29 protein-coding genes are annotated in these 23,536 nt (G+C 40.4%); 22 read left to right on the top strand and 7 right to left on the bottom strand.

Going from position 1 to position 23,536, the window contains the following annotated elements:
• The first annotated feature begins 18 nt into the window (after nucleotides 1-18).
• Entirely contained in the window at nucleotides 19-603 is a 585-nt protein-coding gene (locus tag ACOT8F_RS09875) for a nuclease-related domain-containing protein (RefSeq protein WP_421651618.1), read from the top strand.
• A 529-nt stretch (nucleotides 604-1,132) separates the two neighbouring features.
• On the opposite strand, the gene ACOT8F_RS09870 is transcribed toward ACOT8F_RS09875, so the two are convergent.
• The 4 genes from ACOT8F_RS09870 to ACOT8F_RS09860 all read right to left on the bottom strand — a co-directional run bounded on the left by ACOT8F_RS09870 (nucleotide 1,133) and on the right by ACOT8F_RS09860 (nucleotide 3,027).
• Nucleotides 1,133-1,438, bottom strand: a complete 306-nt coding sequence (locus tag ACOT8F_RS09870; RefSeq protein WP_421651617.1) for a hypothetical protein — start codon at nucleotides 1,436-1,438, stop codon at nucleotides 1,133-1,135.
• Nucleotides 1,419-1,583, bottom strand: a complete 165-nt coding sequence (locus ACOT8F_RS20965; RefSeq protein ID WP_489672227.1) for a type II toxin-antitoxin system antitoxin — start codon at nucleotides 1,581-1,583, stop codon at nucleotides 1,419-1,421. Before ACOT8F_RS20965 ends, ACOT8F_RS09870 begins: the two co-directional genes overlap by 20 nt.
• A 12-nt stretch (nucleotides 1,584-1,595) precedes the next feature.
• Nucleotides 1,596-2,462 carry an SPFH domain-containing protein gene (locus ACOT8F_RS09865; RefSeq protein ID WP_421651616.1) on the bottom strand — a complete coding sequence of 289 codons (867 nt, stop codon included), beginning with the start codon at nucleotides 2,460-2,462 and terminating at the stop codon, nucleotides 1,596-1,598.
• 112 nt (nucleotides 2,463-2,574) lie between these two features.
• Nucleotides 2,575-3,027, bottom strand: a complete 453-nt coding sequence (locus ACOT8F_RS09860; RefSeq protein WP_421651614.1) for a MarR family winged helix-turn-helix transcriptional regulator — start codon at nucleotides 3,025-3,027, stop codon at nucleotides 2,575-2,577.
• Between the two features lie 480 nt (nucleotides 3,028-3,507).
• On the opposite strand from ACOT8F_RS09860, the gene ACOT8F_RS09855 reads away from it, so the two are divergent.
• The 9 genes from ACOT8F_RS09855 (at nucleotide 3,508) to ACOT8F_RS09815 (ending at nucleotide 10,992) form a co-directional block, all read left to right on the top strand.
• On the top strand, nucleotides 3,508-4,143 hold the full coding sequence (locus ACOT8F_RS09855; RefSeq protein ID WP_421651613.1) for an HlyD family secretion protein: 636 nt from the start codon (nucleotides 3,508-3,510) through the stop codon (nucleotides 4,141-4,143).
• A gap of 40 nt (nucleotides 4,144-4,183) precedes the next feature.
• Entirely contained in the window at nucleotides 4,184-5,797 is a 1,614-nt protein-coding gene (locus ACOT8F_RS09850) for a DHA2 family efflux MFS transporter permease subunit (RefSeq protein WP_421651612.1), read from the top strand.
• 32 nt (nucleotides 5,798-5,829) lie between these two features.
• A complete protein-coding gene (locus ACOT8F_RS09845) occupies nucleotides 5,830-6,357 on the top strand; it encodes an NAD(P)H-dependent oxidoreductase (RefSeq protein ID WP_421651611.1) in 528 nt (175 codons plus the stop codon).
• A 15-nt stretch (nucleotides 6,358-6,372) separates the two neighbouring features.
• Nucleotides 6,373-6,738, top strand: a complete 366-nt coding sequence (locus ACOT8F_RS09840) for a hypothetical protein (RefSeq protein WP_421651610.1) — start codon at nucleotides 6,373-6,375, stop codon at nucleotides 6,736-6,738.
• A gap of 467 nt (nucleotides 6,739-7,205) precedes the next feature.
• On the top strand, nucleotides 7,206-7,805 hold the full coding sequence (locus ACOT8F_RS09835) for a lysophospholipid acyltransferase family protein (RefSeq protein WP_421651608.1): 600 nt from the start codon (nucleotides 7,206-7,208) through the stop codon (nucleotides 7,803-7,805).
• Nucleotides 7,806-7,958: 153 nt separating this feature from the next.
• A complete protein-coding gene (locus ACOT8F_RS09830; protein ID WP_421651607.1) occupies nucleotides 7,959-8,366 on the top strand; it encodes a PTS sugar transporter subunit IIA in 408 nt (135 codons plus the stop codon).
• Nucleotides 8,359-9,243, top strand: a complete 885-nt coding sequence (locus ACOT8F_RS09825; RefSeq protein WP_421651606.1) for a heparinase II/III family protein — start codon at nucleotides 8,359-8,361, stop codon at nucleotides 9,241-9,243. Before ACOT8F_RS09830 ends, ACOT8F_RS09825 begins: the two co-directional genes overlap by 8 nt.
• Nucleotides 9,221-10,411 (top strand): heparinase II/III domain-containing protein, encoded by a 1,191-nt coding sequence (locus ACOT8F_RS09820; protein WP_421651604.1) that lies wholly within the window; start codon nucleotides 9,221-9,223, stop codon nucleotides 10,409-10,411. The genes ACOT8F_RS09825 and ACOT8F_RS09820 overlap by 23 nt, the downstream gene beginning before the upstream one ends.
• 41 nt (nucleotides 10,412-10,452) lie before the next feature.
• Entirely contained in the window at nucleotides 10,453-10,992 is a 540-nt protein-coding gene (locus tag ACOT8F_RS09815; RefSeq protein WP_421651603.1) for a GNAT family N-acetyltransferase, read from the top strand.
• A 294-nt stretch (nucleotides 10,993-11,286) separates the two neighbouring features.
• On the opposite strand, the gene ACOT8F_RS09810 is transcribed toward ACOT8F_RS09815, so the two are convergent.
• Nucleotides 11,287-11,595 carry a winged helix-turn-helix transcriptional regulator gene (locus ACOT8F_RS09810; protein ID WP_421651602.1) on the bottom strand — a complete coding sequence of 103 codons (309 nt, stop codon included), beginning with the start codon at nucleotides 11,593-11,595 and terminating at the stop codon, nucleotides 11,287-11,289.
• Nucleotides 11,596-11,923: 328 nt separating this feature from the next.
• On the opposite strand from ACOT8F_RS09810, the gene ACOT8F_RS09805 reads away from it, so the two are divergent.
• The 5 genes from ACOT8F_RS09805 (at nucleotide 11,924) to ACOT8F_RS09785 (ending at nucleotide 14,828) form a co-directional block, all read left to right on the top strand.
• A complete protein-coding gene (locus tag ACOT8F_RS09805; RefSeq protein WP_421651601.1) occupies nucleotides 11,924-12,559 on the top strand; it encodes an FMN-dependent NADH-azoreductase in 636 nt (211 codons plus the stop codon).
• 509 nt (nucleotides 12,560-13,068) lie between these two features.
• Nucleotides 13,069-13,332, top strand: coding sequence for a GlsB/YeaQ/YmgE family stress response membrane protein (locus ACOT8F_RS09800; RefSeq protein WP_421651599.1), 264 nt, complete (start codon nucleotides 13,069-13,071; stop codon nucleotides 13,330-13,332).
• 19 nt (nucleotides 13,333-13,351) lie between these two features.
• Nucleotides 13,352-13,615, top strand: a complete 264-nt coding sequence (locus tag ACOT8F_RS09795; protein WP_421651597.1) for a GlsB/YeaQ/YmgE family stress response membrane protein — start codon at nucleotides 13,352-13,354, stop codon at nucleotides 13,613-13,615.
• A gap of 19 nt (nucleotides 13,616-13,634) precedes the next feature.
• Complete coding sequence (locus ACOT8F_RS09790) at nucleotides 13,635-13,889, top strand: GlsB/YeaQ/YmgE family stress response membrane protein (protein WP_421651929.1); 255 nt, start codon at nucleotides 13,635-13,637, stop codon at nucleotides 13,887-13,889.
• A 303-nt stretch (nucleotides 13,890-14,192) separates the two neighbouring features.
• The gene (locus tag ACOT8F_RS09785) at nucleotides 14,193-14,828 is read left to right on the top strand and encodes a GDSL-type esterase/lipase family protein (RefSeq protein WP_421651596.1); all 636 of its coding nucleotides are present in this window, start codon (nucleotides 14,193-14,195) and stop codon (nucleotides 14,826-14,828) included.
• 61 nt (nucleotides 14,829-14,889) lie between these two features.
• Here ACOT8F_RS09785 and ACOT8F_RS09780 read toward each other — a convergent pair whose 3' ends face one another.
• Nucleotides 14,890-16,227 (bottom strand): sugar porter family MFS transporter, encoded by a 1,338-nt coding sequence (locus ACOT8F_RS09780; protein WP_421651595.1) that lies wholly within the window; start codon nucleotides 16,225-16,227, stop codon nucleotides 14,890-14,892.
• A 216-nt stretch (nucleotides 16,228-16,443) separates the two neighbouring features.
• Here ACOT8F_RS09780 and ACOT8F_RS09775 point away from each other — a divergent pair, with 216 nt between their 5' ends.
• The 7 genes from ACOT8F_RS09775 (at nucleotide 16,444) to nadE (ending at nucleotide 22,828) form a co-directional block, all read left to right on the top strand.
• Nucleotides 16,444-17,394 carry a ring-cleaving dioxygenase gene (locus ACOT8F_RS09775; RefSeq protein ID WP_421651593.1) on the top strand — a complete coding sequence of 317 codons (951 nt, stop codon included), beginning with the start codon at nucleotides 16,444-16,446 and terminating at the stop codon, nucleotides 17,392-17,394.
• 297 nt (nucleotides 17,395-17,691) lie between these two features.
• Entirely contained in the window at nucleotides 17,692-18,123 is a 432-nt protein-coding gene (locus tag ACOT8F_RS09770) for a universal stress protein (RefSeq protein ID WP_421651592.1), read from the top strand.
• 166 nt (nucleotides 18,124-18,289) lie between these two features.
• On the top strand, nucleotides 18,290-19,063 hold the full coding sequence (locus tag ACOT8F_RS09765) for an NUDIX domain-containing protein (RefSeq protein ID WP_421651591.1): 774 nt from the start codon (nucleotides 18,290-18,292) through the stop codon (nucleotides 19,061-19,063).
• 35 nt (nucleotides 19,064-19,098) lie between these two features.
• The gene (locus tag ACOT8F_RS09760) at nucleotides 19,099-19,647 is read left to right on the top strand and encodes a cysteine hydrolase family protein (protein ID WP_421651590.1); all 549 of its coding nucleotides are present in this window, start codon (nucleotides 19,099-19,101) and stop codon (nucleotides 19,645-19,647) included.
• A gap of 29 nt (nucleotides 19,648-19,676) precedes the next feature.
• Nucleotides 19,677-21,143: a nicotinate phosphoribosyltransferase gene (locus tag ACOT8F_RS09755; RefSeq protein WP_421651589.1), complete on the top strand. Its 1,467-nt coding sequence runs from the start codon at nucleotides 19,677-19,679 to the stop codon at nucleotides 21,141-21,143.
• 28 nt (nucleotides 21,144-21,171) lie between these two features.
• A complete protein-coding gene (gene nadD / locus ACOT8F_RS09750; RefSeq protein WP_421651588.1) occupies nucleotides 21,172-21,786 on the top strand; it encodes a nicotinate (nicotinamide) nucleotide adenylyltransferase in 615 nt (204 codons plus the stop codon).
• Between the two features lie 220 nt (nucleotides 21,787-22,006).
• Nucleotides 22,007-22,828: an NAD(+) synthase gene (nadE, locus tag ACOT8F_RS09745; protein ID WP_421651586.1), complete on the top strand. Its 822-nt coding sequence runs from the start codon at nucleotides 22,007-22,009 to the stop codon at nucleotides 22,826-22,828.
• A gap of 44 nt (nucleotides 22,829-22,872) precedes the next feature.
• Here nadE and ACOT8F_RS09740 read toward each other — a convergent pair whose 3' ends face one another.
• Complete coding sequence (locus ACOT8F_RS09740) at nucleotides 22,873-23,301, bottom strand: cell wall hydrolase (RefSeq protein WP_421651584.1); 429 nt, start codon at nucleotides 23,299-23,301, stop codon at nucleotides 22,873-22,875.
• Nucleotides 23,302-23,536: the final 235 nt, after the last annotated feature.

The raw sequence follows: 23,536 nt of genomic DNA, 5'->3' as shown, positions 1-23,536 counted from the left end.
GCAAAATGGAGGTTAAATATGATAGAAAAAGAAAGAAAAGTACCCCGCTCAATACTAAAATTAGAAGCACTAATACAAAGGCTTCCACAAGGACACCCAAAGAGTTTGATTATAATGGAAGAGCTTGCAAAAAGAAAAGCAGGATTTAGCGGAGAAAAATCCCTGGACTACTACTTTTCTTTTTTTGAAGGCAAAGAAGTTTCCATTTTTCATGACCTTCGGTTAAAGGATGAATCCCGATATTTCCAGATAGATACTTTATTTCTCACTAGACACTATGCTTTAATCATTGAAGTAAAAAATTTGGCCGGAACTCTCTACTTTGACCCGGTTTTTAATCAACTTATCCGAACTATTGAAGAGAAAGAGACAGCTTTTCCGGATCCATTAATCCAAGTTAATCGTCAAGAACATCAGCTGAAAAACTGGCTGCTGAAAAATAAGCTTCCTTTCATCCCGATTGAGTCCATCATTGTCATAACCAATTCTCAGAGCATTATCCGCACATCTCCTAATAACAAAAACCTTAGCAAAAAAATTATCCGCAGTGAAAACCTGTTAACTAAAATTCAGCATATCGAGGAATCCGTAAAGGCAGTTTAATTGATGAAAAAGAATGGAAAAGATTGATCCGATTATTAAAGAAGCAGCACGTTGACCTAAATGAAGACCTATTAGAGCGCTATAAAATAAGAAAGGATGAAATCATTCGAGGGGCAATCTGTCCTAAATGCAGGTTTATTTTAAAGTGGCAGAGCGGCAGCTGGTTTTGTGCTAAGTGCAGGGAATATTCAAAGGAAAATCATATTCAGGCCTTAAGGGATTATGCCTTGCTCATTTCCACGCAAATTTCAAATAGAGAGCTAAGGGATTACTTATACATTTCATCTCCCTCCGCAGCTAAAAGGCTTTTGATCGGAATGAAAATCCCCTTTTCTGGTGCCAACAAGACGAGAGTCTATTATTTAAATTTTGAGGAGTTCTAGAGAATTGAGAAGAAAATAAAATCCTCATTAAGAGGGGATCCGCCGATAAAACAGCTATCTGCGCTGATATTCGGCCCGATCCGCTGATAAAAAGCCGATTGGCGCTGATAAAAGCGGAAAGTCCGCCGATACGGGGGAGCAGATCATCATCGGTGGACCCTCCTCCTGCCTGTAAAATACAAAATAACGGGAAAGCTGCAGGCATATTGTAAAAAAACCTTTAATAAGGAAGAAAAATCGATAACAAGAGGGGATCCGCCGATAAAACAGCTATCTGCGCTGATATTCGGCCCGGATCCGCTGATAAAAAGCCGATTAGCGCTGATAAAAGCGGAAAGTCCGCTGATACGAGGGCAAATTACAAGCAGGGAGTTAGCCCCGCTGATAAATTGGCTGCCCTCCTTCTGCTTAAGCAATAAGAGAGTATCAAAATTAATTATTTTTCTTCTCATTCTCATAGCGCCCTGCTTTTTTGGCTGCCTCTTTTAAAAGTACTTCTATCTGAGCGTTAACGCTTCTGAGTTCATCATTTGCCCATTTCTCCAGAATCTCGTATAGCTTAGGATCTATCCGCAATGGGAAATTTTTCCGTTTTATTTTATCACAATCCTAGTAAATGCTGCCTGAATTGATAATCGGCTGTGTTCCTTTTTCAGAGACTAGCGCAACCATCAGGTTATTGACCATTTGTGCTTTTTTCTCCTCGTCCAGCTCCACAACGCCTTCCTCAGCAAGCTGATGAATGGCTGATTTAACAAGCCCAACTGCGCCATCGACGATTACCTTTCTTGCAGATAGGACGGCTGATGCCTGCTGGCGCTGGAGCATGGCGGCTGCGATTTCGGAGGAATAGGCAAGATGCATTATTCTTGCTTCTATTATTTCTACGCCGGAAACTCTCAGCCGGTGCTGAAGATCAATGGCAAGTTGATCCGCAACCTCATCGCTGTTTTTTCTTAAGCTCATTGAATCATCTTCTTGAAAATTGTCGTAGGGATATTGGGTAGCGATATGCCTGATTCCTGTTTCGCTCTGCAGCTTAACGAATTCCTCATAATCGGCTACGTCAAACATCGCTTTTGCAGAATCAAGTACACGGTACTCGATGACTGCTGCAATTTCAATTGGATTTCCTTCGAGATCATTCACTTTAAGCTTATCACTATTAAAGTTCACCACACGAAGCGATACAGTATTTTTGTTTGTAAGAGGGATGCTTACCCAAAAGCCAGGCTCCCTTATAACACCAATATAAGTACCGAAGAAAGTCAATACTTTGGCATCGTTTGGCTGCACAATGGAAAGACCAGAAAGACCTAGAGCAGCAGCAATGAGAAGAACAATGCCACCTGCCAGAAGACTGCCATTTGAGCTCCCTCCTCCAGTTAAAATAAGAGGAAACCCGATACCGGCAAGCACTAAGATTGCTAAAATGCCGATAAAGCCATTTATCTTCCAAGCCTGTTTTTCTTTCATCACAAATCCTCCTGTATTTTCCATAATTTATATAAATATGATATCACTTCAATATCATATTATCTGCTAAAAAATCCTAATAAAAAAACCCGCTGTACAAACAGCAGGCCAATTACTCAGCAGTATTTTCCTCGGAAATAATTTCATCAAACTTTTCGAACATTTCAAGCATGTACGTCATTTCTGCAAGAGTAAAGTGAGCAATATATTTGCTCATCACTTCTTTATAGGTTATTTTCATTTCTTTGAGCAGCCTGCAGCCTTCTGATGTCAGCTCCATCATCACCACTCTGCGGTCTTCTTTTGACTGGTAGCGTTTCACTACATTCCGTTCAATCAGCCTATCCATAATGACCGTTATTGCACTTGGCTTCACATTCATAAAGTCCGCGACTTGTGTGACCCTGGTTGCACCTTCCTTATGCAAAGCCATCATAATGTTGAATTGAGGCAAAGTAATGCCATAAGGGGCCATCTTCTGCTGAATAACAGGCTTCAGCTTTTTGCGGATCGAGGAGATGACCATTTGTAAATTTTCCATGAACTCCATTTCGTCTTGAATCACGCGTATTCTTCCTCTCTAAACCATTTTAATGTTCGTGTCAGTTACAATGTAAAATAGATCCTCTTCTTTCATTGTTAAGGAAGTTACCTCTATTTAAATGTTTGTGTAGTTCATGTTTTGACTTATCGTTTTTGAACCGATCCTTATTACCTATTCCATTGTAACTTATTATTTGATAATTTCACGATTAAATTAAAAAGAACTATTTAGCAGATTATTCTGAAAGAAAGCTGGCAAATTTTTAATAAAAAAATAATATTTAATGGTTGAAAAAAATACTTATATAGGTTAATATTTAACTTGTTTAAATAATAAATATAGAGGGGGAGAAGCAAAAGAGAGGTGTTTATCAGGAGTATCAGCATGTAAACCTTAATCTATCACTCAACCAGAGTGATAATTATTTTTGCTCTCGTTTTCTTTATATAAAGTGTTAGCTAAAATAATCAATCCGTTAATAATGAAGGGAGATTTATTAAGATGAGTAGAGGACGTTTAATTATTTCGAACATTATAGGAGTGGTGGTTATTCTTGCGATTGTAGCAGGAGGAGCTTACTTCTACTATCAAAACCAGACTTACCTGAAAACCGATGAAGCACACGTTGCTGGAGACATGATGCAAATTGCAACACCTGCAGCTGGTAAAATCACTCAGTGGAATGTAAAAGAAGGCGACGCAGTTAAAGCTGATCAAGAAATCGGTAAAATTTCTGATGGGAAAACAGAAACTCCGATTAAAGCAACTAAAGCCGGCACAATTGTTAAAAACAGTGTGAACCAGGATCAAATGGTTCAAGCAGGACAGGTTCTTGCTCAAACAATCGATATGAACAATCTATACGTAACAGCTAACATTAAAGAAAACGACATTAAAGATATCGAAAATGGCGACAAAGTTGACATTACTGTTGATGGTGACAGCAAAACAACATTTGAAGGCAATATTGATGAAATCGGATATGCGACAACATCTGTATTCTCTTTGATGCCTCAGCAAAATACTAGCGGTAACTATACAAAGGTAACTCAAAAAGTACCGGTTAAAATTTCAATTAAAAACCCGTCTGATAAAGTTTTGCCTGGTATGAATGCGGAAATCAGCATTACAAAATAATCCAGGTATTCAATGGTAATTATAGAAAGGAGGTTTCTGGATGGCTTCAGATGTACAAAATAATGGCGTGAGACAGCATATTCCTCTTTTGGTTATCTTAATGCTTGGTCTTTTCCTCGCTATTTTGAACCAGACTCTTTTAAATGTAGCAATGCCGCATTTAATGAACGAATTCGGGGTAACTGCAACAACCATTCAATGGCTCTCTACAGGCTTCCTGCTTGTAAACGGGATGCTGATTCCTTTATCAGCTTTTCTGATTGAGCGATTTGGTGCAAAGGCTCTGTTTATCGTAGCGATGTCCTGCTTTACGCTGGGAACATTTATCTGCGGAGCAGCACCCAACTTTTCAACGATGCTGATTGGCCGCCTGATACAGGGTATAGGCGGTGGTGTCCTTCAGCCTCTTGTTATGACCATGATCCTATATATATTCCCTCCAGAAATTCGCGGGAAAGGTATGGGTATTTTCGGTCTTGCGATGATGTTTGCTCCAGCAGCAGGACCAACACTTTCTGGGTGGATCATCCAGAATTATAATTGGCGCTTAATGTTTTACGGAATGGTCCCCTTTGGAGTTGCTGTAATCATACTTGCCATTTTCACACTGAAAAATCTATTTGAACCTAAGAAAATCAAATTGGACATTTTCGGTACGATTGCTTCCTTTATTGGGGTAGGTTTCTTGCTATACGGTGTGAGTGAAGCGGGTAAAAACGGCTGGACAGATGCAGTAGTACTTTCAACAATTATCATTGGAACAGCAGCCATTATTATCTTTATCCTGCAGCAATTAAGATCCAGCAAACCAATGCTAGATTTCAGGGTATTTAAATATGATATGTTCTCACTGGCAAACGTCATCAGCTCGATTGTGACCTTTGCATTGTATACAGGTATGTTCCTGCTGCCGATTTACTTGCAGAATCTGCGCGGATTTACTCCGCTGGAATCCGGTTTGCTCATGCTTCCTGGTGCGCTTGTTATGCTTGTCATGTCGCCAATCTCAGGAATCCTGTTTGATAAACTGGGACCTAGACCTCTTGCGATTGTAGGTTTATTGATTACATTTATTACTACGTATGAATTTACAACCTTGACAGTAAGCAGCTCTTACGAATATATTTTGGTTTTATATATGGTTAGGACCTTTGGTATGTCACTATTGATGATGCCCGTTATGACAGCAGGTATGAATCAATTGCCTCGTCATTTAAATGGCCATGGAACAGCTATGTCCAACACCCTTCGTCAAGTTGTAGGGTCACTTGGAACGAGCTTGATTACAACAATCTATACAAACCGTACTTCTTTCCATTACGCCAATATGGCTAATCAGGCTGACTCTTCAGATCCTAACTTTATGCAGCAGTTTCAGCAGATGGTGCAAAGTATTTCCCAGTCTATGCATATACCGCTTGAACAAGCGAAAACACAGGCATTGGCGATGATCTCTGGCCAGGCTCAGCTGCAATCCAATGTCTTGGGGCTAGATGATGCCTTCTTCTGGGCTTCTGGTCTAATTATCCTGGGCTTTCTATTAAGCTTGTTCCTTCGTGATGTGCGAAAAGACAAAAATCATGCCATTAAGAAAGAATCCCGCAAAGAAGTACGCATGCTTCCAGCACCAAAATCTGCTGTTGAAAAGGCATAACACTAACGCTTATTGATAGGGGGAAAGGCACCATGAAAATTTATGTCGTTTATGATTCTGAGGGAGAGCATACGAAGTTTCTTGCTCAGTCCATTGCTGAAGGAGCTCAATCCGTTGAAGGAGCAGAGGTTTACATTGATCATGTAGATAATGCTGATATCCGCATACTGCCCGAAATGGACGCAATCATTTGGGGAGGACCAGGCCACTTTGGCACCATCAGCTCTGGATTAAAAGCCTGGATTGACCAGCTTGGCTATCTATGGGCTGAAGGTAAACTAGTTGATAAAGTCGGAGCTGTTTTCTGTACAACAGCTACTACACATGGCGGATTGGAAACAGCAATGCTGAACATGATTACGCCTATGCTTCATCAGGGCATGATTATTGTAGGGCTTCCTGGAAACATTCCTGAAAATGCCTTGTATGGCTCCTATTATGGAGTAGGTGTTACGTGCCCCGTTGACAGCAAAGAATTTATTTCTGAGAACGGATTGCAATTGGGCAGAGCGCTTGGTGCCCGTGTTTCAACAGTTACACAAAACCTCAAAAAGGCATAAGAGGGAGATGCTAAGATGCTGATTATTATAAGCTGTGCCATTATAGCAGTCGTTATAATAGCGGTCTTGGTTTCCATGAACATTCAATCTGCATCTGCCAGAAAATCGGCGGGTGCAGAAAAAGTGGAGAGCAAAGATTTGATAATGGACCCGGACCCAAGCCATGAAACTGCTCCGGCTGCCGAAGTGGAAAGAACTGAAGAAGCACCTCATTCCAGAATGGAGAAACGAAAGTCCCGTTCAAAAATCGATGATGATTCCTATCGTAATGCTCTTCAAAAAATAAAAAAAACAGAGACTGCTGCTGAGAAAGAACCTAAAGCAGGTGACGAATTTTATCGCAATGCATTAAAATCCATTAACGATAAAAAGGATCAATAAGAAAACCAGCCAAAATTGGCTGGTTTTTCTTTTAGGCTCTTTTCTTAAACTTTGTTGCTCATGACCCTATATTTAGGCCTCGAAAACCATTGGCAGAGCAAAAACTTTAAGAAAAGATGCCCCGATGCTAGTCTAAATGCGTGATAAAAGCATGTACGAAAAACAACAATCTCTTCGAAAACAGCCTTTCTTAAAATTTGTTGTTTTTCATCAAAAGTACTATGCTTATTTTAAGAAAAAATTTTTTCTGCGATGAAAAATGAATGATTTTTAGTACCAACTACTATCAGTTGGTGATATAATATAGAAAATCAATTTTTCTAATAAAAAAAAGATGGACCGAAAAATGATTGACGGATTTGAGCTGTCCAATGATAATATGAAATGATTGTATTCAATTTGACGTATGTGAAGGATGCTGAAAAATCAAAAGGAACCGTCAGTATATTAAAAAAGGAATGGTGGACTTGGTTTATTATTTTGCGGGCTATTTACTAAAATTTTTGCTGAGCCTTTTTGGCAGAATAAAAGTTTATGATAAACATAAATTACCGGTAGAAGAAGGGTATGTTTTGGCATGTACCCATTCAGGATGGGTGGATGTTTTATGGCTTGGTATTTCCATCTTGCCGATCAAGGTCAATTATATGGCCAAAAAAGAGCTATTCCAATCCGCGTTTACTAAATGGCTAATGGAACATCTGAATGCTTTTCCAGTCGATCGTGAAAATCCAGGACCAAGCTCTATTAAAAGGCCGCGAAAGCTTTTAAAGGATGGACAGGTTATCGGTATTTTTCCAAGCGGTACTAGAACCTCTGAAGAAGTTCCGCTGAAAAAGGGAGCTGTATCGATCGCAGTCAGCGCTGGTGCACCTCTAGTACCTGCTGCCTATGCTGGACCTGCAAATTTTAAAGAGCTGTTCTCAAGAAAAAAACCGCGTATTATATTTGGTGAACCTATAAGAATCAGAGAAGACGAACCGAAGAAAATGCAAGTGGAAATCATGATGGATGAGATGAATGAACAGTTTAAAAAGCTGCAGACTGAAATTAATGCCAAAAATTAAAAGCGCCCTCTGGGGTTGTTGGCAATATAATAGGAATTCCTAAAACCGATGTCGAATTATCATTCGATATCGGTTTTTTATTGAAGGTACTTTTTATGATGAGGCGCAAAGAAGATAATAGTAAGAATATTCACTCAGTTAGGGTGGTTTAAAATGGCCAAGATTTTACTTATCGGTCACGGCAGCTTTCCGGAAGGAGTCAAGTCCGCACTCAGCATGCTGATCGGTAAGACAGATAGCATTGAAGTTCTTGCGTTTTCAAAACTAGACGAGCTCTCACTTTTCGAAAAAAAATTAGAGGAAATTCTCAATCACCAGACTGGTCTGCTCATTTATGCCGATTTTACTGGCGGAGCACCGCAGCAAATCGCGGCCCGGAAAGTAAAAGAATTAAAATCGCATCATCACTCTTTAATTTCTGGAGCATCACTGCATACATTGCTTGAATTGTCCCTTTTGTTTTTATATGAAAAGTCTTCAGAGGTTTCAGCTGGGCTTGATAGGTTGATCAAATTGGAAGGATCCAATTGTCTTCTTATACTGCCTGATCAAAATGAGTAAGGCCACTTCAGTTTTTCAGCTTTGGCATGAAGGAGATGGGAAATTGGGAACAGAAGAAATCAAAAAATATGTGAAAGAACTGGACATGGATCGTGTCATTAGCCACAGCCTGTCATTTTTCCCTGCTGAGTGCAATGCTGCTGTCAGGAACGCCAATTTGCTGCTGGATCATGTGTTTTGGTTTCAGCAAAAATGGGATATGGAGCAGACAGCTATCCCCTATCGGATGGAAGTACTGAATTGGCAGCTTTCAGCAAATGGAGATGAAGAATGGACTTTCATGCTTAACCGGCATGAATACCTCTTTGATTTAATTATTGCCTATTATATCAGCAGAAATGATACTTATCTTATAAAATGGAAAGAACTTATTTTACATTGGATAGATCATAATCCTGTTTCTGATCAAGAGTCTTCAAAGGCTTGGAGAACAATTGATACAGGAATAAGATGTGCGAGCTGGGTAAAAGGGATGCTTCATCTCATTTCACTGAATTTCATCACATTCGAGGAAAGGGAAATCATATTATCCTCTTTGAGAGACCAGGTGCTTTCTCTTAAGGGAAGATATACGGCTAAATATACATTGAGCAATTGGGGAGTTCTTCAGACGACTGGGATGATCTCATATTTAATTTGGTTTGGAGAGGATGAGAAGGAGGCTGATCTTCTCACATGGGCTTTTCAAACACTTGAAGAACAGCTGAGACTTCAGATAATGGATGACGATATGCACTGGGAACAGTCTCCGCTGTATCATGTGCAAGGTTCTTATTTCCTGTATGCAAGTACAGCATTATCTAAAACAGCTCTCTTTAGATCACAAGCTGAATATGAAGAGAATTCTTTCAGGCATGTCCAGAGCCGTTCTTTATAGTTCACAGCCAAACCGGTGTCAGACCACACAATCTGACAGTGATGAAACAGATATAAGAGATGTGCTTGTGAAAGGGGCTGTATTATTTGAAGATAAAGAGCTGAAATGGGCAGGCTATCAAGCGGCAGATCTCCATTCCAGCTGTATGTTTGGCATAAGGGGAATAGAAGCGTACACTATGATTCAGAGCAGGGAACCAACTCCAAAGAATAGGGACTTTAACCATACAGGCAATATTTATATGCGCTCAGATTGGAGCAAGGATGCAGGTTTCTGCTTCATTCATAATGGCACATTAGGAAGCGGGCATGGTCATGCTGACTTGGGTCACTTTAGCTTGTCAGTTTATGGGGTTCCTTTTTTAGTTGATCCAGGCCGGTATACATACAAAGAGGACGATTATTTTCGTATCTATTTGAAAAGTGCTCCTGCCCATAATACGATAGTGATAGATGATGAGCCTTTTACTGCAGGCCTGAAATCATGGGAATACAGCAAAGCGGCGCTTCCCCTGCATAACTATTCTATTTTTAAAGACGGCATTTCTTACGTCGAAACGGCTTTTATGGCTAAAGACAGCCGCAATCGTCCGTATACTTGCATAAGAAAATTAGTCTATATTGAACCGTCCATCTGGGTCATAGCGGATCATTTGATTATGGAAGGCAGTCATCAGATGAAGAAATTTTTCCATTACGATGAGGGAGTGGGGTTACAATTAAACGGTCAATGGGCAGCAGCTCAAAAAAAGGGCGTTGAGCTGAACATGCTCCACTCGCCCTGCTGCAATTTGAAAATAAAAAGTGATTACCTATCCAAAAAGTATAATCAGCTGACAAACTCCATGACTGTTTTGTCACAACATGATTTTGTGGATGAGAGTGTAACCGTCACAATTGCAGCGGGCAGAAAGTTGGGAGAGCAAGGTATAGATGCTGAAAGAGCTGAAATTTATCAAATTGGCCAAGAGCATCCGCTAGATGAGCAGACAGTGTCCATTTATCAATTGACTCAAGACATGACGAAATGGATTGTCATTCTTTTTCACAATGAAAATTATAAGGAAAGCTACCTGTTTCTTGTGAACAAAATCATTCCTGTATACGGAAAAGCGATTGTTTTAAAGGAAATAGAAGGGATATGGGAAACCGTACGGCTGAAAACCTGATTCCAAAACTATGAAGGCAACCTGATGATTGGAGAGTAGCTATGAAATGTATAGTGGCTGTTACAGAGCGTCTAATTCTTAGGCAAATGACAAAAAGTGATTTTGATCATTTAAAGGAAATATTTTCTGATAAAGAAACAATGAAGTATTATCCTTCAACGAAAAATGATGAGGACACGAAAGAATGGATTTATTGGACAGAAGAGAATTATAGAAAATTTGATATTGGTCTTTGGATTGCGGAAGATAAGGAGACGGGAGAATTTTACGGGCAATGCGGTATTGTCCCGCAAAAAATTAAAGATAAAGTGGAAATGGAAATCGGCTATCTCTTTAAAAAAACTGTATGGGGCAGGGGATATGCAACAGAGGCTGCGCTGGCCTGCAGAGATCTGGGGATTTTGCACTTGGATTTCCCAAAAATTATATCTCTCATCGATCCACGAAATATTCCTTCCATTAAGGTAGCAGAGCGAATGGGAATGAAGTATGAAAAAAACATTTTCAGGTGGAATAAACACTTATCCATATACAGTATTGAAGGTCCGAGAGCATCTGAACTCCTGATGCTTCAAGAATAGGCAGCTGAATAAAGAAGCTTAAGAATAAGGAACGAAAAAAGCAAACGGTCTTCATAAAGTCGTTTGCTTTTTTATGCCCAGGATATAAAGGAATGGGAAGAAATTTAAGGGTTTAAAGTCGAAGAACCTCTATTATACCGGGGATTGTGCTCTAGGAAGTTTGAATATGGCACATTCTTAAGGGCACTTTTCCCATATGCTGCTGCTTTCAAATTTGCCGCTAACCAACCGGAAAGACTTAAGAAAAGATGCCGAGAAGTATTCAATGCGTATTCTGAATTTGCCAATTTTTTCTTAATCAATCCAGGTGTGTGACCATTTTTCTATTTCTCTCATAATAGGCTCTAATGCTCTCCCTTTTTCAGTTAAAGAATAGGCAATACGGACAGGTGTTTCCGGAAAAACCTCCCGATTAACTATTCCTTCCTGTTCTAATTCCTTAAACCGTTCTGAAAGAACTCTGCCGCTTATCGGCAATGCTGCCTCTATTTCGCAAAAACGATGCGGGCCGTTTAAAAGCTGATAAATAATCAGACTGGTCCATCTTTGGCTGATGATTTTCATTCCTTTTTCGACTTTCGTGCATAATGCAGGGCTGTTCATACGATTCACCTCACCTTTCAGTACATTATACCCTAAAGTTACTATTAATTAAATTGTTATCTAGTGTAAACAACATACTTGACGTAATAAATTTACTATTATAAACTTACTTACGTAAAGTAACTTTGTTTAAAAAATTGCTGTCGGCACTAAAAGTAATTTTCCTGTTACAGGCAGAAACTCACCCAGTTTTTACCCCGATTGAAACAAAGCATTCAGGGAAAGCTTTTAGTGGGCTTTAAGGCATCAGGAATTTTATAATTGTATGCCAAATATGCAGTTAAATTTTTGTAAGCAAAAAAAATGATGAAAAGGAAGGTAACCAATTATGGCAACAGTACTTTATATTACAGCACATCCGCATGATGAGACAACTTCATACAGCCTTGCAGTAGGCAGTGAGTTCGTTAAAGCATACAGAGAAGCAAATCCGAACGATGAGGTAGTACATATCGATCTTTACAGAACAAATATCCCTCATATCGATGCAGATGTATTCAGCGGCTGGGGCAAACTTCAAACCGGTTCAGAATTCAATCAGCTTTCCGATGTGGAAAGGGCTAAAGTAAGCCGTCTTGCAGAATTGACAGACCAATTTGTTGCAGCTGACAAATATGTATTTGTTACACCAATGTGGAACTTTTCTTTCCCTCCAGTAATGAAAGCATATATTGATTCTCTCTGTGTTGCAGGCAAAACATTCAAATATACAGAACAAGGCCCTGTTGGTTTGCTTCCTGATAAAAAAGCTCTTCATATCCAAGCGAGAGGCGGCATCTACTCAGAAGGCCCGGCAGCTCAAATGGAAATGGGCCATCGCTATATCAGCACAATCATGCAATTCTTCGGCATTAATGAATTTGAAGGATTGTTTGTGGAAGGCCACAATCAATTCCCTGACAAAGCAGAAGAAATCAAACAAGAAGCTATTTCCCGCGCTAAGGATCTTGCGGCTAAATTCTAATAACTTTTCAGCAAACTCCCGTCAATCGACGGGAGTTTTTTGTTAGGGCTCTTTTTAATTTGTCCTAAATTCCTTTTGAAAGACCACTGCTTTGGCAGGAACTTTTTAGAAAAGATGCCACGAAGCAAGCTAAATGCATGATAAAGACATTTACGAAAAGCAACAATCTATGCGAAAACAGCCTTTCTTAAACTTTGCTGTTAAATAAGTAAAATTAAAGTATAGGCATATCTGCAAATTTAAGAAAAGCTAATCTTTGTACGCGTTCTTTAAGCCATACGAATAGCAGCAATTTTTCCGAAAACAGTTTTGTCAATCAGAGAATTTTCCTAAATCTTAGCGAAAATTTCTTTATTATGTGCTTTAAAGTGTGATTTTAAGAGGACTAAAAGCCCTAAATAAACCTAAAATATTTTAAATTGACTTTTTTATGGGAGTTTGCTTTTCAAAAAAGGGGGAATATAACTAGCAGTTAGACAAAAAATATAAAAAAGGATAGGTGAATGGATATGGGATTTATTTTATTTTTAATCGTTGGCGGTATTATCGGCTGGCTTGCAGGACTTATTCTTGGTAAAGATGTACCAGGCGGTATCCTCGGAAATATCATTGCCGGAATTATCGGTGCGTGGATTGGCGGAGCAGCATTTGGAAGCTTTGGTCCATCGTTAGGCGGCATTGCCATTATTCCTGCCTTAATTGGAGCGATCATTTTCGTGTTCATTCTAAGCTTGATTTTACGTTCTATGAGAAGAACTTCAAGAAATCACTAAAACGAGGAGGTAACTTATTATGGGATTCATTTTATATTTAATTGTTGGCGGCATCATTGGGTGGCTGGCAGGACTTATTTTAGGAAAAGATGTACCAGGCGGGATTATTGGGAATGTTATTGCGGGAATTATCGGTGCATGGATTGGCGGAGCAGCATTTGGAAGCTTTGGTCCATCATTAGGCGGAATTGCGATTATCCCTGCCTTAATTGGAGCGATCATCTTTGTTTTCATCTTAAGTCTGATTTTACGTTCTATGAGAAAAGGAGCAAGAAGTCACTAAGTATTGGAGGTAAGTAATGATGGGATTTATTCTATACTTAATCGTTGGCGGCATTATCGGCTGGCTGGCAGGACTTATTCTTGGCAAAGATGTGCCGGGCGGATTTATCGGCAACATCATTGCAGGAATCATTGGTGCATGGATCGGCGGAGCAGCATTTGGAAGCTTTGGTCCATCCTTAGCAGGTATCGCTATTATTCCAGCTCTAATTGGAGCGATCATCTTTGTGTTCATCGTCAGCTTGATTATGAGATCGACAAGACGCAGAGCATAAATAAAATCCTCCTTTCCAACAGGAAAGGAGGATTTTTTTGTTGTTAAGGAAATTATAAAATTTTCACCTTGTTGATAACTTTCAACAAGTGTATTGAAATCCAGCTCCAGCGCCCAGCCCGATCTGAGGTCGCTTCGGTCCTGTCAATGAAGTCAAAGAACGACTTCACAGCCAGGCCCTCCAGCGCTTGTCGGGGCTAACCAGGGCGCCTGCGCCTTTTGTTCATCAGCCGTGAAGAGTACCCGTTTTACCTTTCTGGGCATAAACATAAGGCATCCAGGTTTTTCAGGGAGGCTGGTTTTATTGGTTTTTCAATACGTTGCGTTAGGAGATTCCTTAACAGTTGGAAGAGGCTCTTCTTTTCTCGCTCCTGCATTTGTTGCGAGATACGCTAGAATGTCTGAAAAGGCTTTGCAGGGTAAGGCAGCCATTTTCGTTTTTGCCCATTCAGGTTTTACTACAGAGGATGTATTAAATGAGCTGGATAATGAATGTATTAAAAAGAGGATAAAGGCAGCTGAAATAATAACCATTACTTCAGGCGGAAATGACCTAATTAACGCAACAAGGGACTTTCAAAAGCATCAGAATGAAAAGATTTTTATGAAGGCTCTAGAAACATGCCATCAAAATCTGGCTTCAATACTCCGTTTAATCAATGAAAAAAAAAATGGAGATACCTTTATTATACGGCTGTGCAATTTACATGATCCCTTTCCTGAAATCCCGCTTGCTGAAAAATGGGTAAAAAAATTCAATTCAGTTATACAAAGCTTTAACCTTGGACAGCATATCAGAATTGCAGATATTTATTCTGCATTTAAACACCATGAAGATCAATACTTGTCTTCTGACAGAGTCCATCCTAACGATAAAGGATATAAAGTTATTGCAGAAAAACTAGCTGAGCTTGGATATGACCATATAATGGCAAAATAAAGGGCTGCGCGGGAACTTCCCGAACGCAGCTTTTTGTTTTTGTCATTTGAAGAAAGATTAATTACGAAATCTTTTTCCTTAAATCATTTTCAATGTCTTCCAGGCTTCTTCCTTTTGTTTCAGGGACGTATTTGTAGACGAAAAGAAAGGCGAATACTCCGATTACGGAAAAGATAAGAAAGATATATGCTGGTCCGATTGCTCCAAGCAGGATAGGAAACAGCAATGCGACCACAAGATTGGCAGCAGAAAGGCAAAGTGTTGTAAGGCCTGTGCCTGCTCCGCGTGCTTTTAAAGGGAACAGTTCAGGAAGCATAACCCATACGGCAGGACCCCATGTTGCAGCGAAAAAGACGATGAATAAGCCTAATAAAATCACGGTATACCATGCTGTAGCTTGAGTCAGCCCTGCAAAGCTAATAATCGAAGCAAGAGCTAAAAGACTAAGAACCATTCCCGCGTTTCCTATAAACAAGAGTTTTTTGCGGCCGATCTTGTCAATAGCTGCTATGGCGACAAGTGTCATTAACACATTTACCGCTCCAATTCCTACAGTTCCGAGAATAGATGAGGACGCTTCCATACCGGCTTTGGTAAAGATCGTCGGAGCGTAATAAATGATGGCGTTGATACCGATTACCTGCTGGAAAATGGCAAGTCCGATCCCTGCAATAAGCATAGGGCGCATCCAGCTGGAAGAAAGAATACTGCTTGAACTTTCTTCATTCTTTTCTGTTTTCTTAATCTCATTAATTTCAGACTCAATTTCATTTTCGCTTCGCGTGAACTGCATGACCTTTCTTGCTTCATGCTCGTGGTTCTTCTTAATAAGCCAGCGCGGGCTTTCAGGCATAAAAATAACACCGATCAGCATGATAACAGCAGGGATCGCTGCAAGTCCAAGCATCCAGCGCCAGCCTTCTGATGCTGAAAAAGCGAAGTTAATTATATATGCAATCAGTATTCCAATCGTTATCATTAATTGATTAAGGGATGCTAAAGCACCGCGAATTTGGGTTGGAGCCATTTCTGATAAATAAACTGGTACAAGCGCAGTGGAGCCGCCAACGGCCAACCCGATAATGATCCTAAACAATATGAGCATACCGGCGTTGGCTGACAAAGCAGCACCGATCGCACCGATTGCAAAAATAATGGCAATCATCTGGACCACTTTTCTTCTTCCTATTTTATCGGATAGTGTTCCGCTAAAGCCTGCGCCAACAATCGCACCGACTAACAGGGAGCTTACAACCACACCTTGCAGAAAATCTGAGAGAGGAATGTCATTTTTAATAAACAGCAGTGCTCCAGAAATGACACCGGTATCATAACCGTACAGCATGCCTCCCAGTGCACCGAAAAAATAAATCAGTGCTTTATTCGTCTTTCCTTGCATATGATAGCCTCCTTAATGAATGTAGCTTGCAAAAGAACTAGATAATGTTACCAATGCTAAAAAAATGCCTTGTTTAATTGAATACCCTGTGAAATTTCCCCTAAACTCACGAAAGAAAAAACTTTTTTTAACGTTTTCGCTGTTGACAAAATATATGAAACAAATTATCTTTAAATCAAGATATTTAATTTCGAGATTATAAAAAGGGGGATAAACATGGCAATCAAAGGACTCCACCATGTTTCCGCATTAACTGCCAATGCCAAGAAAAATTATGATTTTTTTACAAGTATTCTCGGGATGAGATTAGTGAAAAAAACAGTCAATCAAGATGATACAAGTGTTTATCACTTATTCTATGGAGATAAAGCGGCCTCTCCGGGAAGTGAGCTGACTTTTTTTGAGATTCCAAATGCTGCCCGTACGCATAAAGGAGCAGGGAGCATTTCAGCAGTTTCACTTAGGGTAAAGAGCTTAGCTGCCTTGTATTTTTGGGAGAAACGTTTGGAAGAGTTTGAAATAGAAACAGAGCCGATTCGGATTCTTGACGGAAGAAAAGCTCTCCCGTTTATGGATCCTGAGGGGCTCAAAGTTTTTCTTATCGCAGAGAAGGAAACTGAACCTGGCAACCCATGGGAATCTCCAGGAATTCCATTAGATTATGCCATTCTTGGACTTGGACCAGTCCAATTAACAGTGAATAAATCGGAACCTACTGTGCGGGTGCTTGAAGAAGTCTTGGGATTTAGGAAAAAATCCTCATACAAGCTGGACGATCAATCTGAACTTTTCGTTTTTGAAGTCGCTGATGGCGGAGCAGGAAGTGAAATCCATGTCATTCAAAACTCCGAATTGCCAAGGGGAAGAATCGGCAGAGGAGGAGTGCATCATGTTGCACTGAGAGTTGCGGATAAAACCGAACTGGAAGAATGGCACCAGAAGATTCTGTCCTGCGGATATGCCAATTCCGGCATAGTTGAGAGATATTATTTTAAAGCGCTGTATTTCCGTGACCGCAATGGTATTTTGTTTGAACTTTCAACAGATGGACCCGGCTTTTCTGCAGATGAAAGAGAAGAAGAACTAGGAATCTCTCTTGCCTTGCCTCCATTTTTGGAACCGAAGCGCGAAGAGATTGAAGCTAAATTGAAGCCACTGGATTTTTAAGAAAGGCTCTTTTCTTAAACTGTTGCCTTTCCATCTTTTCTTAAACTGTTGCCTTTCCATCTTTTTTAATGAATTTCCCTAACATTTAAGAGCAGCCATAAAAATTTATGAACGCACACAAAGCTATAAGAGCGGATATCAAAAATTAAGAGCACCCACGGCCCAATTTACAAGCGCCCCTCCTCAAATGATAACCAACTTATGTCAAGCCCTTCCCAAATAAATAGACCACATTCTCTCTAAAAGGCTCTATCGCGTTATAATAGAAAGAAGAAAGAGACAGGAGGGGTACACGAAATGAATTTATACCGGAAAATGCTTGTGGCGTATGATGGGTCCGATTTGAGCAATAAAGCGTACAAAGAGGCAATTGCTTTAGCGAAAGAAGATATAAGTTCTGAAGTTGAAGTCATTTTGGTAATCAATCCGACCTCGAATATTACCTCATCGTCAAATTACGGCATTGCAGAAGAAGAGTTTGAAGATGCAACGATTTTAATGAAGCATATTAATGAGCAGCTGCGGCGGGATCTGCCGAATAATGTAACAAATGCAGCCGTCCTTCAAGGCACGCCAGGAGAAGAGATTGCACGTTATGCCATTATGAACGGAATCGAACTGATTATTATGGGGAGCAGAGGGCTTGGCGGAATCAAAGAACTGTTTCTAGGAAGCGTCAGCCACAGTGTTCTGCAGCTTTCAAGCTGTCCTGTTCTCATTATCAAGTAGATAAAAGATCAGCTAATAGGATGACAAAAAACCATTCTCTTAAATAGGATGGTTTTTTGCATGCTTGGTTATTTTTTTCTGCAGGAAGGGTATTAATTGACAGATTAAAACCATTCGTTATAATTTAATTAACAAATTGTTAATTAATAAAAAGGGGGGTGAAGAATTGTCCAATGAAGAAGCTTTAAAACAGTACGATTCTAAGAAGTACAGGACACCAGACGGGTATACGTCAGACATTGCTGTCTTTACGATATTATACGAACGAAGAGAGCACAAGCCTCCTCTAGTAGCCATTCACTTGATGCTGATTAATCGAAGCCTGTTAAATGCGGAGGGGGAACCAAATATTGAAGCAGGAAAGTGGGCATTGCCTGGCGGCTTTGTTCAGCCAGATGAAACTGCCTTTGAAGCTGCAAGCAGAGAGCTTGAAGAAGAAACAGGTGTTAAAGGCATTCATTTAAAGCATTACGGTACATATGATCAGCCCGGCCGTGACCCGAGAGGCTGGATTATTTCAAACGCGCACTATGCTATCGTGAATGAGACACTTCTCTCCAACCGGAAGGCAGAGGATGATGCAGAGGATGTTCAGCTGTTCGGGCTGCATGAGCTTGAATCGCTTCCGCTTGCATTTGATCACGAAAGATTAATAAAAGATGCTATAACAGAAATCAAAACAGATTTATTGCAGACAACCGCAGCTAAGAATTTTCTGCCAAAGGAATTTACTTATTCTGAACTGCAGGCCCTGCTTTTGACGGTAACAAATGATTCTGCTATTAAAAGCAGTCAGTCGTTTGCAAGAAAAATCAAATCTCTGCCTTTTATAAAGGAAGCTCAAGGCAAAACAACGAACAGGACTTCCAAGAAACCGACACAGCTGTATGTTTTTGAGGATATGGACGTCATTAAGCCTATTTACACTGCGAGATATTAAGGGGATTTTTTAACTGAAGGGGAGGAAGCAAAAGGATGAAACGAGCATTGGTCAGTATTGATTACACAAATGACTTTGTGGCAGATGATGGGGCTTTAACATGCGGAAAACCTGGACAGACGATTGAAAAAGATCTTGTGCAGCTGACAAGGCATTTTATTGAAAATGGGGATTATGTTGTCTTCGCAGTCGATTTTCATCATGCAGACGACCCTTTTCATCCAGAAAGCATTTTGTACCCTCCGCACAATATTAAGGGGACAGAAGGCAGGGGATTATTTGGAGAACTCTCTGAGGTCTATGATAACTTCCGTGCAGCAGACAACGTCCATTGGATAGATAAAACGAGATACAGCGCATTTGCAGGAACAGATTTAGAGATAAAGCTCCGTGAAAGGGGAATAACTGAAATTCACCTTACAGGAGTTTGCACAGATATATGTGTGCTTCATACTGCGGTAGACGCCTATAATAAAGGATTTAATATTGTGGTTCATCAAAATACTGTTGCAAGCTTTAATGCTGAGGGGCATAGATGGGCATTAAGCCATTTTAAAAACAGTCTCAACGCAGAAATCAGATAGGTTTACAAGCTTGCTTAGGAGGAAATGACATGTCAACTTTTTATCAGGATGATAGCTTAGCCCTTCATACTGACTTATATCAAATCAATATGGCAGAAACCTATTGGGAGGATGGCGTACACAACCAAAAGGCTGTTTTTGAAGTCTTTTTCCGCAAGCTGCCTTTTGGAAATGGTTTTGGTGTTTTTGCAGGGCTGGAGAGAATAGTTGATTATCTTAAGAACTTTCATTTCTCGGAAAGTGATATCGCCTATTTGAGGGAGCAAGGGTATGAAGAGGACTTCCTTGCTTATTTGCAAGAATTGCGTTTTACGGGGAATGTAAGGTCTATGGAAGAAGGAGAGCTTGTTTTCGGTAACGAGCCGATCTTACGTGTGGAGGCACCGCTTGCTGAGGCGCAGCTGATTGAAACAGCGCTCTTAAACATCGTGAACTATCAGACACTGATCGCAACAAAGGCAGCCAGAATGAAGCTCGTTGCAAGAGATGCAACGATTATGGAGTTCGGAACCCGACGTGCACATGAAATGGATGCGGCAATATGGGGAACAAGAGCAGCATATATTGGCGGATTTGATGCCACTTCTAATGTAAGGGCAGGAAAGCTGTTTGGTATTCCTGTATCAGGCACACATGCTCATGCATTGGTTCAAGCATACAGAGATGAATATACCGCTTTTCATAAATACGCCCGCCGTCACAAGGTATGTGTGTTTCTTGTTGATACATACGACACGTTAAAGTCAGGCATTCCTAATGCCATAAAGGTGGCAAAGGAGCTTGGAGACAAAATTGTCTTTAAAGGCATCAGACTGGACAGCGGAGATCTTGCCTATCTTTCAAAAAAGGCCCGCAAGATGCTGGATGACGCAGGATTTAAAGATACAGAGATTATTGCTTCCAATGATCTTGATGAAGAAACCATTATGAACCTGCAGTCTCAAGGGGCAAAAATTGATGCCTGGGGTATTGGAACAAAGCTCATCACAGCCTATGATCAGCCAGCGCTTGGAGCCGTTTATAAACTGGTCAGCATAGAAGATGAAAACGGTGAAATGGCTGATACAATAAAAATCAGCGGGAATCCTGAAAAGGTCACAACTCCCGGAAAGAAAAAAGTGTACCGGATCATCAATCGCATGAATCACAAGTCAGAAGGAGATTATATTGCACTTGATCACGAAAACCCGTCTGAAGAAGAACGCATTAAAATGTTCCACCCAGTTCATACGTATATCAGTAAATTTGTAACGAATTTTGAAGCAAGGGACCTTCATAAAGAAATTTTCGCTAATGGCAGCCTTGTATATGAACTCCCCGAACTTTCCGCTATACGCAGCAGTGTAAAGGAGAATTTGACAGTACTGTGGGATGAGTATATAAGATCTCTTAACCCGGAAAATTATCCGGTTGACCTGAGCCCTGAATGCTGGGAAAAGAAAATGAAAAACATTGAGGAAGTAAAAGAAAAGACCGCTGCGATGAGGACAGAGTAAAAATATTGAAGGATAAGGGGATAACGGGATGGCCAGAATAGGGATTTATGGGAGTTCTTTTGATCCTGTGACAAATGTGCATTTATGGACAGCGAGTACGGTTGCACACAGAGCAAAACTCGATAAAGTGATCTTTTTGCCATGTTCAAGCAAAAGAAAGGATAAATTGCTTCACATATCTGATGAGCATCGCCTTGCTATGCTTGCTATGGCAATGGAAAACAACGAAAAGTTTATTCTGGATGATTATGAAATGAAACAGGAAAGCTGGAATATTTATACGTACCATACGATGGAGCATTTTCATTCTCTTTATCCTAACGATGAAATTTATTTTATTATGGGGGCGGACCTTCTCAAAGATATTGCGGAAGGGAAATGGAAGTATGCGGATGAGCTGATTTCAAATAACAAGTTTATCATCATGGCGAGAAATGGTATAGATATGTTAAAAACTATCTCAGGCTCAGCTCTGCTCAGAAATCATGATGATGGAACAAGATTCCATTTAATTGATAAAGGATTGGCGATGGAAATAAGCAGCACCTATATCAGGGATGAATTTTCTTTAGGCGGGGAGCCAAGGTATCTGCTTCCTGATAAATGCTATGCTTATATAAAGGAACATGGTATTTATCTTTAAGGCTCTATTTTCGTTTAAATGAACAAAGTTTAAGAAATGCTGTTTTCACAAAGGCAGTTGCTATTCGTATTTATTTAGATAACGCTAGAAGGCAGGCTTCGTGGCAGCTTTTCTTAAAATTCGCAGATGTATATTTTATATGGATAAAAAAGCAACAAAGTTTAAGAAAAGAGCCTTAAAAAAAGAGTCATCTTTTAAAAATAGTAAGGAGGACGTTTTCGTGAGTTTACAGGAAAAAATTATTATAGCGCTGGATGTGCAGCCTCAAATAGAGCCTGCCAATGAAATTCGAAAAAGAGTGGACTTTCTGAAGGAATATCTCCATAAAACAAATGCAAAAGGCTTTGTTCTTGGGATCAGCCTTGGACAAGACTCAACTCTTGCAGGAAAACTGTGCCAGATGGCAGTAGAAGAGCTTCGCGAAGACGGGAAAAATGCGTCCTTCCTGGCAGTCCGATTGCCTTACAAGACCCAAAAGGACGAGCATGATGCAGAGCTCGTATTTGATTTCATGAAGCCTGATAAAGTGGTAACCTTTAACATTGCAAATACAGTAGAAAGCTTTACTGAAACATTTAATCAAATAAATGGAGAAAAACTTGCAGATTATCATAAAGGAAATGTAAAAGCGAGAGTCCGGATGGCTGTCCAATATGCTCTTGGCGGGCAGCATGGCTTGCTTGTTGCTGGTACAGACCATGCGGCTGAAGCTGTCACAGGATTCTATACAAAATATGGCGACGGCGGGGCAGATCTCCTTCCTCTTCATGGATTGTCCAAACGTCAGGGTAAAGCCTTGCTGAAAGAACTTGGCTGCCCGGAAAGCCTTTATAAAAAAGCACCAACTGCTGATTTGCTTGACGATAAGCCGCAGCAGGCAGATGAAACAGAGCTTGGCATTACATATGATGAGCTCGATGACTACCTGGAAGGCAAAGAAGTATCAATAGAGGCAGCTGAGAAGATTGAAAAGCGCTATCTAATGAGCGAGCACAAACGGCAGATGCCGGCAACGCTTTATGATACATGGTGGAAGGAATAAGATGAAAGGAAGCGCAGACATATATTCTGCGCTTCTTTTTAGATTTAAAAAGTGTTATACACATTCTGGCACGTTTGAGCTGTTGGTTCATAAAAACAATGCAGTTTATAGCGGGCCACAAACGGCTGGTCATACCAAGTAGACGGGCAATCCCCCGGTGGCCTGAAATACCATAAGCTGAACTTTGCCGGCCAGAAACGCTCACCATTGACCGTTCTTCTCGCGAGCCGCCTTTCCTTTTCTCTCGGTCTTTGATAAAAGTAACCATGAGTGACGGCCTCAAACGCATGTTCTTGAAAAATCATTTGGGGGATTGTTCGAATCCCTTTAAAATCGGAACAATTTGCACGAACCCTGTTAACGCCAACATTTCCGATCAGCAGCATGCCAAGCGGACCTTCCCCTTCCCCTTCAGCCCTAAGCAATCTTGCCATTAAGTTAATATCCTTTGCCGTAGCTTTCACAACTGCCACACCTTCACCTCCTATGCCTTTCCCTTTTATCATATTTTTAGAGAGGCTGGCTCATGTGCTTCCTGGCTGTTTTTGTTCGTTTTCCAGAATGTTGATGAATCGTTAAATTCATCCTATTTCACCCCTTAAATCGCCTGCGAATTTTAAGAGGAGAGGCCGCGAAGCTAGTCTCTATGCGTGTACTATACTGTTACGAATACCAGCAATCTTTCAGGACACAGCCAATTAAAAAAAT

This window comes from Chryseobacillus diguaensis, from assembly GCF_049220665.1.
Classification (GTDB): domain Bacteria; phylum Bacillota; class Bacilli; order Bacillales; family Bacillaceae; genus Metabacillus_B.
Note: the sequence above shows the minus strand (reverse complement) of the source record. Positions and strands in the feature narration are given on the sequence as shown.